Annotated in this window: 13 protein-coding genes and 3 pseudogenes; 2 read left to right on the top strand and 14 right to left on the bottom strand. The window is 43.4% G+C overall.

All coding sequences use genetic code 11. The features are described 5' to 3' along the window. From pyrC to JCM14505_RS03005, 11 genes and pseudogenes are all read right to left on the bottom strand, one after another. Window positions 1-1,281, bottom strand: coding sequence for a dihydroorotase (pyrC, locus tag JCM14505_RS03055; protein WP_054652836.1), 1,281 nt, complete (start codon window positions 1,279-1,281; stop codon window positions 1-3). Further along, a pseudogene (locus JCM14505_RS03050) lies at window positions 1,281-2,233 on the bottom strand (aspartate carbamoyltransferase catalytic subunit). Before JCM14505_RS03050 ends, pyrC begins: the two are co-directional and overlap by 1 nt. A gap of 279 nt (window positions 2,234-2,512) precedes the next feature. After that, complete coding sequence (locus JCM14505_RS03045; protein WP_054652834.1) at window positions 2,513-3,271, bottom strand: NADPH-dependent oxidoreductase; 759 nt, start codon at window positions 3,269-3,271, stop codon at window positions 2,513-2,515. Window positions 3,272-3,635: 364 nt separating this feature from the next. Continuing rightward, a pseudogene (locus JCM14505_RS03040) lies at window positions 3,636-4,374 on the bottom strand (amino acid ABC transporter ATP-binding protein). Further along, window positions 4,367-5,869, bottom strand: coding sequence for an ABC transporter substrate-binding protein/permease (locus tag JCM14505_RS03035; RefSeq protein ID WP_054652832.1), 1,503 nt, complete (start codon window positions 5,867-5,869; stop codon window positions 4,367-4,369). The pseudogene JCM14505_RS03040 and the gene JCM14505_RS03035 overlap by 8 nt, the downstream one beginning before the upstream one ends. 401 nt (window positions 5,870-6,270) lie before the next feature. Further along, entirely contained in the window at window positions 6,271-6,519 is a 249-nt protein-coding gene (locus JCM14505_RS03030) for a PspC domain-containing protein (RefSeq protein WP_054652830.1), read from the bottom strand. A gap of 82 nt (window positions 6,520-6,601) precedes the next feature. Continuing rightward, window positions 6,602-7,336: a DUF4097 family beta strand repeat-containing protein gene (locus JCM14505_RS03025; RefSeq protein ID WP_054652828.1), complete on the bottom strand. Its 735-nt coding sequence runs from the start codon at window positions 7,334-7,336 to the stop codon at window positions 6,602-6,604. A gap of 43 nt (window positions 7,337-7,379) precedes the next feature. Then, the gene (locus tag JCM14505_RS03020) at window positions 7,380-7,952 is read right to left on the bottom strand and encodes a DUF1700 domain-containing protein (RefSeq protein WP_054652826.1); all 573 of its coding nucleotides are present in this window, start codon (window positions 7,950-7,952) and stop codon (window positions 7,380-7,382) included. Between the two features lie 149 nt (window positions 7,953-8,101). Further along, window positions 8,102-8,747 (bottom strand): annotated as a pseudogene (gene trmB, locus JCM14505_RS03015) (tRNA (guanosine(46)-N7)-methyltransferase TrmB). After that, a complete protein-coding gene (locus JCM14505_RS03010) occupies window positions 8,748-9,872 on the bottom strand; it encodes an ABC transporter permease (RefSeq protein ID WP_082405603.1) in 1,125 nt (374 codons plus the stop codon). It lies immediately after the preceding pseudogene. A gap of 33 nt (window positions 9,873-9,905) precedes the next feature. Then, entirely contained in the window at window positions 9,906-10,634 is a 729-nt protein-coding gene (locus JCM14505_RS03005; RefSeq protein WP_054652822.1) for an ABC transporter ATP-binding protein, read from the bottom strand. A 136-nt stretch (window positions 10,635-10,770) separates the two neighbouring features. Between JCM14505_RS03005 and JCM14505_RS03000 the strand changes: the two genes are divergently transcribed. Next, window positions 10,771-11,202 carry an HIT family protein gene (locus JCM14505_RS03000; protein ID WP_054652820.1) on the top strand — a complete coding sequence of 144 codons (432 nt, stop codon included), beginning with the start codon at window positions 10,771-10,773 and terminating at the stop codon, window positions 11,200-11,202. Beyond that, window positions 11,202-11,390, top strand: a complete 189-nt coding sequence (locus tag JCM14505_RS02995; RefSeq protein ID WP_054652819.1) for a hypothetical protein — start codon at window positions 11,202-11,204, stop codon at window positions 11,388-11,390. The genes JCM14505_RS03000 and JCM14505_RS02995 overlap by 1 nt, the downstream gene beginning before the upstream one ends. 35 nt (window positions 11,391-11,425) lie before the next feature. Here the strand turns inward: JCM14505_RS02995 and JCM14505_RS02990 are convergent, their stop codons facing one another. The 3 genes from JCM14505_RS02990 to JCM14505_RS02980 all read right to left on the bottom strand — a co-directional run bounded on the left by JCM14505_RS02990 (window position 11,426) and on the right by JCM14505_RS02980 (window position 13,909). After that, window positions 11,426-12,193, bottom strand: a complete 768-nt coding sequence (locus tag JCM14505_RS02990) for a carbamoyl phosphate synthase preATP-grasp domain-containing protein (RefSeq protein WP_054652817.1) — start codon at window positions 12,191-12,193, stop codon at window positions 11,426-11,428. Window positions 12,194-12,231: 38 nt separating this feature from the next. Next, a complete protein-coding gene (locus tag JCM14505_RS02985; RefSeq protein ID WP_054652815.1) occupies window positions 12,232-12,837 on the bottom strand; it encodes a hypothetical protein in 606 nt (201 codons plus the stop codon). A 190-nt stretch (window positions 12,838-13,027) separates the two neighbouring features. Further along, window positions 13,028-13,909, bottom strand: a complete 882-nt coding sequence (locus JCM14505_RS02980; protein ID WP_054652812.1) for an ATP-binding protein — start codon at window positions 13,907-13,909, stop codon at window positions 13,028-13,030. Window positions 13,910-13,917: the final 8 nt, after the last annotated feature.

The following is a 13,917-nucleotide window of genomic DNA, read 5'->3' as shown; positions in this document are numbered from 1 at the left end:
TTAATCCTCCTGTTGGTAAACTAATTGACCGTCCACCAGTGTTAGAAGCGTTTGCCCATACATTGGTTGGCCTGTTAATGGGGTATTGTGCCCCTTTGATAAGTAATCAGTCGCTTGATAAACAAATTGTTGCTCAAGATCAAAGACACTCACATCCGCTGGCTTGCCAACTTGCAAGTCACCCGCTGGTAAATTAAAGGCCGTCGCAGGCGCCAACGTTAACCAATGTAATAATTGTGGTAACGTAAAGATTCCCAGGCGAACAAACGCGGTATAAAGACTGGCAAAGGCCGTTTCACTCCCCGTAATCCCAAAGGCGGCATGACACATTCCACCCGCTTTATCGTCATCCGTATGTGGGGCATGATCAGTGGCAATCAAATCAATCGTGCCATCTAACAACCCTTGAATTAACGCTTGGCGATCACTTTCGCTCCGTAATGGTGGATTCATTTTGAAATTACTATTATCCGTTAAAATATCATCATCACTGAACAGTAAATGATGTGGCGCCACCTCGGCGGTCACCTTAACCCCACGCGCCTTAGCGTCACGAATTAAGTCCACACTTGCCTTGGTGGAAACATGGCAGACATGATAATGAACCCCGGTCGCCGCCGCTAAATCTAAATCCCGGGCCACTTGTGATGATTCACTAACACCCAAAATTCCGGGCAAGCCTAACCGTTGTGCTACTGGTCCCGCATTCATAACCCCATGGTCGTATAAAGCATCATCTTGGACATGGGCGGCAATTGGAAGCCCGACTTGTGCTGCTTGCTGCATTGCATCATACATGGTTTTGGCATTTTGAATTCCGTGACCATCATTACTAAAGCCAACGGCTCCTAACTTTTTCATTGCCACCATGTCGACAATTTGATCACTCGTTAAATCTTTCGTCACTGGACTATTTTGATAAATATGCACCAGCCCTTTGGTTTGATTTAAGGCCACTTGCTTGGCAAATTGCTCCGGGGTGTCGGGAACTGGATCAACATTGGCCATCGTGACCACCGTAGTAAAACCACCATGCGCAGCTGCCAGTGAGCCAGTTTGAATCGTTTCTTTAGCCGTCTGCCCGGGTTCCCGATAATGAACGTGAACATCAACTAGCCCGGGAGTGACCAATTTCCCGGTGACATCAATAACTTGCACAGTGTCTGAATCAACCATTAACTGTGGCGCAACTGCTTGAATTACGCCATCCTTAATTAATACGTCAGCCGTTTGTAATTGGCCTTGGTAATAAACTTGCCCCCCGCGTAATAACATTGCCATTATGATAATCCTCCTAGTTGCCGCCCGCGCATCACCGCTTCCAGCATCGCCATCCGCATATAAACCCCATTTTCCATTTGGATGGTATATCGTGATTTTGGTGTTTCCACTAATTCGTCGGCCCATTCCACGCCCCGGTTAATGGGACCTGGATGCATCACAATCGCTTGTTCTTTCAAACGGTCATACCGCGCTTGGTTTAACCCATATTGCGCGTGATATTGACTAGCATCAAACGAACTTTGCGCCCCAGGTTGATGGCGTTCATGTTGGACCCGTAAAAGCATCAAGACATCAATTTGATCAATTACCTCATCGATGGCTACATATTGACCATATTGGCTAAATTCTGCTTCGTCATACCACGTTTGCGGCCCGGCAAAGTAAACCTGTGCCCCTAATTTCGTCAACAATTCCATATTGGAGCGGGCCACCCGTGAATTCGTTAAATCACCAACAATTAGAACTTTTAAGCCGGTAAAGGTGCCAAATTGTTCGTAAATCGTCATCATATCCAATAAGCTTTGGGAAGGATGTTGCCCACTACCATCACCAGCATTAATAATCCCCATTTGTAAGGTTTGATGCGGTTGCAAATGAATTAATTCGTCATAATAGTCATTTTGGGAATGCCGAATAATGCTTAAATCAATTCCTAAAGCGGCTAAGGTTAATTCGGTATCATACAGAGTTTCGCCTTTATTAACTGATGAATGTTGAACATCAAACGGAATCACCGTTAGCCTAATTTACGTTCCGCCATTTCAAAACTGGTGTGCGTCCGGGTTGAATTTTCGAAAAATAAATTGGTGCAATAAACTGGTTGCGTTAACTCTGGAGCCGGGCTCCCCGCTTTAAATGCTTGAGCACGGTGAATTAGTTGCATCACCGCATGAGCATCTAACTGTTCCACACTCACAAACTGAGTTAACCGCAATAAATCATTCGACATGGTGAAAGATCCTTCTTAATTGACACAACAAAAAAGCCATCTCCCTTACATGTCCACGTAAGCAAGATGACTGCCAAAAAGATGGGCGAATCTAAATCCACCAGTCCCATTCAATGGGGGATGATATTATGATCCACTTCACCTATGTATTCGACTGACATTCCTTACTAGCCTCACGGGACTAATTTAAAGGGAATTTTATTGTTAGCTATGATAACGGGATTGCACCAGTTTGTCAATCACTAAAAGTTAAAAATAACAATTTTATTTGATTCTAAATTACTGTAACTCTAAATCCAGCGCCAAGCCCTGGGCATGCAACACCTCAATAATTTCATCGCGTAATAACGGCTGAGTAGCAATTTTGGCGCCATTAATTTGATCCGTAAAAGTGTCAATTCGTTGGTTCGCATTCCGTAAATCGTAATACGTATTCACGACTTGATCATAACTAGCCATCACATCCCAATCCAGGTCAGTTGGATAATCATTTTCAAAGGCCATCCATTCCTTTGGTAACCGCGGCTTCAATTGCGGGCTTTGATCTGGCACCCCAATTTGAAGGCCTAACACTGGAAACGTCATTGGTGGTAAATTAAGCGCTTTGATTAAGGCTTTGGGATCATCATTAATTGATCCTAAAATCACCCCACCTAACCCCATACTTTCAGTGGCAGTGAGGACGTTTTGGACGGCCAACGTTGCGTCTTCGTAAGCTTGTAGGAAAACATCTAACGTATGTAACCGACCATCATCATTGCCGGCCCGGTGTCGAATTAATTGATTACGATGCAAGTCCGCTACAAAAATTAATAAATCACCATTGGCACCAATATATGGTTGGCCCCCAATTTCTCGCACGGCAGCTCGCTTAACTGGGTCGGTCAAATGCAAGATTGTCATTTGTTGTAAGAACATACTGGTTGACGTGTGCCGGGCCACGTCATACAACGTGTTTAATTGTTCAGGCGTTAAAGCTTGGTCCTTAAATGCGCGAATACTCCGGTGGTTGAGTTGCGTTTGGATTGTTTCATTCATGATTAGTGCCTCCAAAGATTAATTGTTTTTATTATACAATACGACTTAAAAACCATTAAATTATGTGAATTAACTTCAAGATTAAAGTATCTAGTAAGTAATCATAATTTTCGCCGGCAGCTTAGTAACTACGTTCGCTCAGCAGCGCCTTAGGGCCTAACTCAAAATGTCGCCGAACCTGGCAATGCCAGTTTCAACGTTATGATACGGCGGTTTTATCGTCCGCCTCACGACCTATTTTGTAACTACGCTCACCACGCGGAAGCCCAGTGCCTAACTATGACAAAGTCGCCGGTCCTAGCTTTGCTAGTGCCAACGACTTGTCTACGTTAGGCCACGGCTCCCTTAATGCGTGGTTCGCGACCTATTTTAAAATCTTCTTCAAGAATTGCTTAGCCCGATCACTAGTTGGGTGATCAAAGAATTCCTCAGGCGTCCCTTGTTCTTGAATGTACCCTTGATCCATAAACCAAACTTGATCCGCCACTTCCTTGGCAAAGCCCATTTCGTGGGTCACGACGACCATCGTCATCCCATCTTGAGCTAAATCCTTCATAACTTCTAGCACTTCCCCAACCATTTCTGGGTCAAGCGCACTGGTTGGTTCGTCAAAGAGCATCACATCTGGGTTCATCGCTAAGGCCCGCGCAATCGCCACCCGTTGTTGTTGCCCCCCGGAAAGACTGGTTGGATAGGCATCCGCTTTATCCGCTAACCCAACCTTCGTTAATAATTCTAATGCCGTCTTTTCCGCCGCCGCTTGATCAATTCCCTTCACCTTAATTGGTGCTAAGGTAATGTTGTTTAAGACCGTCATGTTCGGGAAGAGGTTAAAGTTTTGAAACACCATCCCCATCTTTTCCCGTAAATCATCAAGGTCTTTTTCGTTTAATCCCGTTAATTCTTGACCTTCAAAAGTCACCGTCCCGGCCGTGGGTGTTTCTAATAAGTTTAAGCACCGTAAGAAAGTACTCTTCCCCGAACCTGATGGGCCAATCACACAAATCACTTGGCCATTATCAATTTCAGCGGAAATATCTTTTAAAACTTGATGATCCCCATAACTTTTTTTGGAGATGCTTAATTTCTAACATTTTATCCATGATGACTCATCTTCCCTTCGTAATAACTTAAAATCTTAGAGAGGGTAAACGTTAAGACGAAGTAGATACACATCGTCACCGCTAACGGCGCCACCCCTTTGTACGTCGTTGATTGAACTAATTGGGTTTGATACATCAATTCAGCTACCCCAATCGTGGAAACTAATGAACTATCCTTAACTAACGTAATAAATTCGTTCCCTAAGGCTGGCCAAATATTCTTAATGGCTTGTGGCAAGACCACGTATTGGAAGGTCATCTTTTGACTCATCCCTAATGACCGCGCGGCTTCCGTTTGACCGTAGTGAATTGATTGAATCCCGGACCGCATAATTTCGGCCACGTAGGCCCCTGAGTTTAATGAAATGGCGATAATCCCTGCTAACATAGCTGGTAAGGATGAAATCAAGGAACCAATCCCGAAGTAAATAAACATGATTTGAACCATCAAAGGCGTGCCCCGAATAAATTCAATGTAAACAACGGCAATGGCATGCAAGACTTTGACCTTAGATAACCGCATTAAGGAAAGTAAAATCCCGAGAATGAACCCAAAGAAAACAGATGTCGCCGCGATTACTAAGGTGTAACCGACCCCTTTTAAGAAGAAACTCTTGTAATCCCACATCGTCTTCTTAACATTGACTTTTTCCATTTGCTTCCCAGCAGCCGGCAAGTATTCTTTGTTCATCAAATCCTTGGCATTAATTTCATCCACCGTTTGGTTCACCGCAGCTACTAAATCGGGATTGTTCTTCGGCATTGCGACGGCAACCCCAACGGACTTGTTATCCGGCATATCAATATCTTTAACCATCTTCAAGTCTGAATCATTGGCCACAAATGCCTTCGCAATCAAGCTATCTAACATAATCCCTTGTGTTTTATGCGTCTTTAACGCTAACACTAAGTTGTTAATGTTATCAAGTGGCTTCATGGTAGCTTGCTTCATGTTCTTTTTCACCATTTGGTATTGCAAAGAACCCGTTTGTGCCCCAATCTTAGCATGTGCTAAGTCTTTACCGGACTTAATCTTCTTCGCATCACTCTTATTGATCAAGAACACGTTCCCACCGTGGTAGTAAGTATGCGAGAAGTCAACGCTCTTCTTCCGTTCTGGGCTGGCGTTCATCCCCGCTAAAACCATATCAACTTTCCCTGTTTCCAACGCCACTAACAAGGAGTCAAAGCTCATATCCTTAACTACTAATTTCACACCTAAATCATCGGCAATTTTTTTGGCCACCATAATGTCAGCCCCCACGATTTTGTCCTTGCCGTTTTTCTTAACCACAAATTCCATTGGTGGATAGTCAGCTGACGTCCCCACTACTAATTTACCTTGCGCTTTAATTTCCGCTAACTTATTTGAGCTAGCAGAACTTGATGTTGCATTACTATCATCCGTGGCCGCCTGTACCGTTGGCATGACCGATGGAAAACTTAATGTTAACGTCGCGATTAACATTAACACTGATTTCCAAACCTTTTTCATAATCAATTCCCTTTCTGTATTTTATATCTGTTTTGACTATGTAAGTATCTTATCAGTCACTGTATATTAATACAACCCTTTTTCCATAATTTTTGCATATTTTTAATTTTTTTCTTATAAAATTACGCATATTATTCATTTAATACACTTCAACGATATAAATGCATGTTTTATGCAAATAAAAGGGAGCATGACATGAACAGCTGCTTGAAAGTTTCCTTTCTTAGCAGCTGTCAATCGTTAGTGAACTAAAATTGCTAAATTTTAGTTCGTCTTCACGCCCCCGCAAGCGCAAATAGGCTCGCAGCGTTCGGATTTCCGACGTTGCGAGCCCATTTGCGTACTGCGCTGTTCGATTTTTTTAAGAGGTTGCCTGACTTATGTCATATCCTCTACAGATACTATTTTTCTTCGAATTCACCGTTGATGACATCATCAAATGATTTTTCAACATGATTCGGTCGTTCTGGAATAATAATTGCTAATAAAATATAAACTAAGATCCCCGGAAAGGCTACTGAACAGACACTTAATAATACATAAATCACCCGCACAAAGGTAGCATCCCAGCCGAGGTAGTCGGCAATTCCACCACATACCCCAGCAATCATTTTATTATCACGGGAACGATATAATTTCTTACTACTCATTAATCCGTCATCCCTTTCCGAATTGAAACGTCACCAGTCATCGCCGTAAAATGCAGTTGTGTATTCGCCGTTGGATTTCTCGTTAAGGTTGTGTTCTCACCTTCCGCATTGAATAATTCCACATCCCCTGCAGTGGCTGTTGCTTGGTACCCACTGCGCGATCAATTTGTGAAACATCAATATCACCATGTTTTGATAATACATTAGCTGTATTGGCGAACGTTGGATTATCAATTGTAATATCATCAGCCGCCGTCAACTTGGTCGTTTCACTTTCAACATTTTCTAACACTGCTTCATGCGCCACGGCAGTTAATTGCTTTACTTTAACATTCCAGATTTCTAAATCGCCTGGCTTAGTTACATGTGTATTAACCCTTAACGCAGCTAACTGATCCTTCGTCACCGTAATAATCAACTTTCCACTTTGGGTTGGACGATCTTGCCCCCAAACGGTCGCGTCTTTCAATTGCACCCGTGGTTGGGCCTTGGCCTTACTAACTTGCTTAATCGATAACGTTTCACCATCATTAGTAACCTTTAACTTCACATTAGGGTTACCTTTATAGTCGACTTGCGCATGCTTACCAGTCTTAATTACCACATCCGTATGATTAACATCAACCGTCAACCGCTTAAATGAACCAGTATCTTGCCATTGTTGATGTTGCGCTACCGAATTAGCTTGGCTAATCGCTTGGACATGCGGGAAATTGGAAATATCAACGGCCTGCGACCACCGCCAAAGTAACCGGCAACGGCAATCACGACCCCGATAATGAGCATGAAGAAACTTGTTAGATACCATTTTTTTCATTACGCATTACCTCCTCGTTGGGTCCGCTTTGTCACAAATTTTCCTAAGCTTCTAGCCACCGGACGGCCGCCTTAAAAATTAACCAAAAGACTGGTAGCAATAATAATCCAATGGCTAATTCCACTAACCCTAGTCCGAGATAATAAACTCCCGTTAACGGTGCATTCATTAATAATAAGGCACCGCTAACCAATGAAGTCCCCCCAAGACCAAAGCCAACTAAGGTCAGGGTTAACATTAAAATGACACACGTCATAATCACCCCAATTACAATCCCGAAAATGGCCATTAAAGCAGCTAAGATGACGGCCGTAATCGTACCCCAGATTGGTAACGTAATTAATAATAAGACCATTAATAAGAAAATTTTAGGTAACGTCAAATTCCGGACAAAATCTTGCCGTCGATTACCAGTTTGATTAGCAGCTCGCTGTTGTCGATAGGCTTCCTTGGCAACCTCACGCGGTTCGCCAAACCGGTTAACTATTTCATCCCAAGTTAAATCACCGGACACTTGCAGTGCTTGGCGATATTTATCAACAATCGCAATCCGTTCATCAGGTGATAAACGGCGCAATGCTTGCGATAATTGATCGAGATATTTTTCTTGATCCATCAACTTTCTCCTCCTCTGTTGGTTGATATCTCTATTATAGATATTCAATTAGTTAAGCGTCAATTTTTTTGTAACAAAAAATGTAATAATTGTTTCTAACCACCAAAATTAAAATCCCCGCCATCACAGTGACGAGGATTTTATTATCACTATTTGGCAAAGTGCGCCCGTAATTTATAAATCGGTTGCCCCTTGGCCGCAAATTTTTGTTCATATTCCGTTTCGACGTTGCCTTCGTTTTCATCGCTGTGATGTAAATCTAACCAAACACCATCAAAAATCATTCCATAGTTATTTAAACTCGTTAATGAATATTGGAATAGTCCCATGTTGTCAGTCTTAAATTCAATACTACCTTTTGGAACCAACACTTGTTGGTAATTAGCTAAGAATGACTTATACGTTAACCGGCGCTTTTCATGGCGCGTCTTAGGCCATGGATCAGAGAAATTCAAATATAATTGATCAATTTCGCCATCCGCAAAGTAGGTATCTAATCCTGCGCCATCAGCCCGAACAAACGTTAAATTCGGTAAGTGTTCTGGTTCCGCCTTCTTGGCCGCAATCGCCGCCACCGTTGATTCGATTTCTAACCCAATAAAGTTGTATTGCGGGTATTTTTTTGGCCATCCCAATAATGAATTGGCCTTTTCCCATCCCAACTTCCAAATGTAATGGCTGTGCCTTTTCAAACCGGCTTTGCCAATTTCCCTTAAATTCAGCTGGGTTCAAACTAATTAATTCGGGGTGGCTTTCTAAATATGGTTCCGCCCACTTCTTATGTTTAACTCGCATTTATTTCTCCTTCAAGTAACGCTTCGATAAACTCCACGTTATTAGTCCGACCACTATTATAAGGCCTAGCACCAAATTTATCCAGTGCCAGGGCGAGCGCCACGCTATCAAACTCAAGCCGAGCCACTCAATTACTAAGACTTTCCGGACTAATTGTAACCAACTCGTCGCCGCTGTCGTCGTTGTTGGATACAATTGTGGCATTGGATTATGATCGAAGTGATGGAATAAGGGGCCGAATTGCCCAGCAATTACATATACCCCCACGACCATCAATAAGGTTTGAACCCATGGGATGGGGATTACAGCCACCGCGATTCCAACTACTAAACTCAACCGGACAATTAAATCACCATAATCACGTTGCCGTACCAACGCCCGCGCATACAAATCTCCCCAGACGGTTCCATCACTCAACCAATTAATTAGCCAATTTAACCATCGGCGGCGCTTAACCTTGATTGGTAAATTCGGCACATCCGTAAACAAATTAAAGAATCGATAAATCGATAATAAGCGCTCGTTTTCATATTCAATCGCAGCCCGCCAATTAAATTCCGGCTGCCAACGCCAACTTACCAACCAGCCCAAGCTTGCCCCCAGTACTGCGAAAAATGGATTCATCACGATCAAAATAGCAATCACGCCAGGCCAAAGCCATTGGAGGACTTGCCAGCCGCGGTTTGATTGATTCACTAAGCGGAATTGGGCTAATTTAAACCACGTTAACTTAACCAAACTAATTGTAACCACCAGAATTCCTATCGTACTCCAACTTACGGGATGTAACCGCACATATAATGGTAAGGCGACCACACTCCAGCTCCACGCCAGTAGCAATCCCAGCGGATAACTATAACGTTTCACTTCACGCATTAACGTGGTGGTTTGACTCGTTTGTGGTAATAAGAACACTGGATCCGGATCCTTAATAAATAAAGCTAATCGTCCCCATTGCACGGCAATCGTCAACCAAACGACCACTAGCACATTCCACCACCATTGTTGTGGCGTTACTTGCGGTAATATGCCTTGATAACCAAAAGCAGCCGCCCCAAACAAGAAGAACATCGCAATTACAAAATGATCATTAAAGACATACCGCCAATAGCGGAAATATTGCAGCCATTGATCCCGCGTCGGGTTTGATAAAGTTGTTTAAGCATGTTGATCACCTTGCGCTAATTGTAAATATATCTCGTCCAAACTAGCGCCCGGTTGCTCAGCTTGTAACTCAGCTAACGTTCCGCTGGCTTGTACCCGCCCATTCGCTAGTAGCACAAATCGATCACAATATTGTTGCGCCGTCGCTAAAACGTGGGTCGACATTAAAATCGCCACCCCGGCCTGCTTTTTAGCTTCTAATAAGACTAATAAATCACGAACAGCTAACGGATCAAGGCCATAAAAAGGTTCATCAATCACTAACACTTTAGCATCTGTCATCAAGGCGGCACAAATCATGACTTTTTGTTTCATCCCCTTGGAAAAGTCCACCGGGAACCAATCTAATTTATTGTTGAGGCGGAACGTGGTTAATAATTCATCTGCGCGTTGCCAAGCAACTTGTTCATCTAAACCATAGGCTTTGATGACTAAATCAAGATGTTCGCGCAACGTTAATTCTGGGTATAAAATAGGCGTTTCTGGGATGTAAGCTAAAGCTTGTTTATAGGCATTCGCATCCGTCTTTAAACTAACACCATCAATTTCAATCGTTCCTTGTTGCGGGGTTAACATCCCAATAATATGATTAATCGTGGTTGATTTACCGGCCCCGTTCAAACCAATTAAACCAACTAATTCACCGGATTTGACCTCAAAATTAACGTCATGCAAAACCGACAGTTGGGAATACCCCCCAACCAAATGTTGAATCGATAACATTCTTTTCTCCTTAAATACTTCTTTAATACTAATAATAGAGATTTATGATGCTAATTGCAATTTTCTACCGCGCCAAGACTTGCACAACTTCCGAAAAATCGTCATACTAATAAAAAACGAAACGAGGTTCTTAATTATGGAAGATTGTATTTTCTGCAAAATCATTAATGGTGACATTCCTAGCTACACAGTTTACGAAGATGACGTTGTGAAGGCCTTTTTAGATATCTCACAAGTGACCCCTGGCCATACCTTAGTCATCCCCAAGCACCACGTTGCCAACCTATTTGAATACGATGATAATTTAGCCAAGGAAGTCCTTAGTCGCTTACCAAAAATTGCCCGCGCCATCCAAGCTAGCGATCCTAGCATTGTCGGCATGAACGTCATGAACAATAATGGTGAAGTGGCCTACCAAAGCGTCTTCCACAGTCACTGGCATTTGATTCCTCGCTACGCTGACGATGATGATTTCTCAATTCATTTTGGTGATCACACTGACCAATATGATGATACGAAATACGCCGCCGTGCAAGCTGCCATTCAAAAGCAATTCGAGGCTCAATAATGATTAAAGAACTTTGGCAAAATGTTCAACAAGTTCGGCATGCTTGGCAACAAGTCCATCAAGCAACGAATGAATTAACGCAAGCCATGAACCAAGTTACCCCCGTCATGCGGGCAATTAATCAACGGGTTGAACAATATCACCATCACGTTGCCACCATTGAACAACGGTTAAAATCTAGTAAATAGTTAAAAAGCGGTCCATTTCAGGACCGCTTTTATATTTATGGTAACCACTTAATCGTCGCCCCAACAATATGCGATTTGTTAGGCTTAGCTTGGGCTAAATGCAACGCTTTGAATGGATATAATGATCGGTATTGTAATTGTTGTGGTGGCATTGGTAATTCGGCTAACGTTTGGAAGTATTGTTCTAAGGTTCCTAAGCGCATAGCCATCACCAATCCAGCAATATTTAACCGCACCGCTTTCGATAAAAAGGCCACATCCGGGGCGGGAATCGGGTGTTGCAAAACTAATTTCCACGTATCATTATCCTTAGCAAAAATTAGTTGATAGATTCCCTTCGCCACCCCGGCCTCTAATAAGGTCTCATTGGCTAAATTTTGTACCTCTTGTTGGACCTCACTCGCTAACTGGGTTGGGTATTGGCGGAACGTCCCCGCAATTTGCTGCGTTTGCGGATCAGGTAACTCATCAATCATTCCTAAGGGATAAATCACATTACCATCAAACAACACATTCACGGCCACCGTTGGCGTAGTCGTAGTAAAATCATGCGGTGCATCAACCATTTGAAGCGTCATGACCTTGTCCGCCCACGTTGTTTCCGCTAAGAATTGCCGCATTTCCGCCGCCATCGCTGGGACTAAAATAATTGCTGGCTGTTCCAAATAAGCAACTTCGCGAACTACTTCGGTCGTCCGAGGCTCAACATAAATTTTATCCGCTACCACGCTTGCCATCGTCACAGAACTGGGATTGTCATTCAATAAAATTACTTGATATCCTTGGGCTTTGAGAGCTTGCATCACTTGGGTCGCGACATAATCATTAGCCGTCCCATTCCCTAAGGCCCGTGGCCCGGCCCTACGACTAATACTCGTTTACCAGGTGCCGGCTGACTTTCATTTTCCCGTTCAAAACTAGCATAGAACCGAGCCGAATGTTGTTCAAACTCACCCGCTGCCGGATCCACTTCTTTATATGTCCGATTGACTTGCCAAGTTTGGCTAGCAGTCCGAATCGTTTCAAATGATTGCTCCGTAATCCGCGCAATGGTTGCATCCGGCAAGCCCAAATCCTTGGCTTGCCGATAGATTTGGGCGTCCCAAGTTCCAGTATAAAGTTGCTCCATCACTTGTTGGACCCGTTTCAATTCACTAATATAGTAACTTTCAATGTGGGTTAATTCCGCAATTTCATCCGTACTATATCCGCGCCGTAAGGCTTCAAAAATTGAATAAATCCGGTTCGCTTCGGGATGAATTAATACTTGATCTAATTGCGAACTCGTTAATTGGTGCATGGCTGCTAAGCGAGTCTTTCCAAAGTCATCCTCTTGATAAGTCAAGGCTTTGACTAATGCTTCTGGAACACTCCGCCCAATTCCAACGGCCGTCCCAATTGACCGTTTTTGCGTTCCCAATCGCCAATTAGCTTCTGGTAAGAACATGTGGGCAAAGATTGGAACCCGGACGGCAGTACTATCAGTGACGGGTTCGGTAATCGCCGTATAGGGCGCATACTGGTTCCTAAATCAATTTCCCGTAACAATTGCCCAGTATATAAACAGCCCACGACTTTTGACAATGGGTACCCTGTTGCTAATTCAACAAATGACGTCGTCCGATCAAAATATGGGCTCACCTTAGTGACGTACATTTTTGATGGCGGCGATCAATCGCAAATTGGACATGGTTAACCCCTACAATCCGCAATTTGCGCGTAATCTTAAAGGCTAACTTCCGTAAAGTTTGTAATTCCCGATCAAGTAACGTTTGAGCCGGCGTTACCGCATACGAATCGGCGGCATGAATCCCAATTGGATCAATATTTTCGACTGTAGCAATTTCAATTAGCGTCCCACTTTGATCCCGACAAACTACGACTTCAACTTCTTTCATTCCTTGCAGACTTTGTTGAATCGCAACTTCTTTCTTCTTCGAAAGTGCCTGTGCTTCCATAAAATTGGCTTCAAATGAGGCATCATCAAAAGCAATTTTGGGCGTACTGGTTCCTTGCGCTGAAACTGGCCGACTAACTAACGGATAGCCATATTCACGGACCATTTCATAAGCCGCTGCATAGTGATCCGCCACTTGTACGTGCTTAACTGGCGCCCCAATTTGTCGTAAGGTAGCTGCTAACATTGGTGGGTTAAGCACCGTTTTAATACTAGTCAACGAAATCCCCACCAAGCGCGTTGGTAACGTTTCAAAAACACCAGTTGCTTGCACTTCTCGCAGTAAATCAAACGTCCAGCGTTCCCCAAGCGTGGGAACTACGATATCAGGTTGATATTCCTGGATCACATCCACCACATTAGTGACGGTTAACGGCCGAATTTCAACATGATCAACTTGAAAATTACTTTCTAAACTTTGGGCAAAGGGGTTGTTATTAATGACAATCGTTTCCCAGCCCCGTTGCTTAAACGTTGCTAGCAAATTAACCGCCGTTAAATCGAGTTCATCACCACGATAAACAGTATCGGCCCCGGCCCCAACTAATAGGACACTTGGCATAACTCACA

The sequence above is a fragment of the Limosilactobacillus equigenerosi DSM 18793 = JCM 14505 genome, from assembly GCF_001311375.1.
GTDB classification, from domain to species: Bacteria; Bacillota; Bacilli; order Lactobacillales; family Lactobacillaceae; genus Limosilactobacillus; species Limosilactobacillus equigenerosi.
Note: the sequence above shows the minus strand (reverse complement) of the source record. Positions and strands in the feature narration are given on the sequence as shown.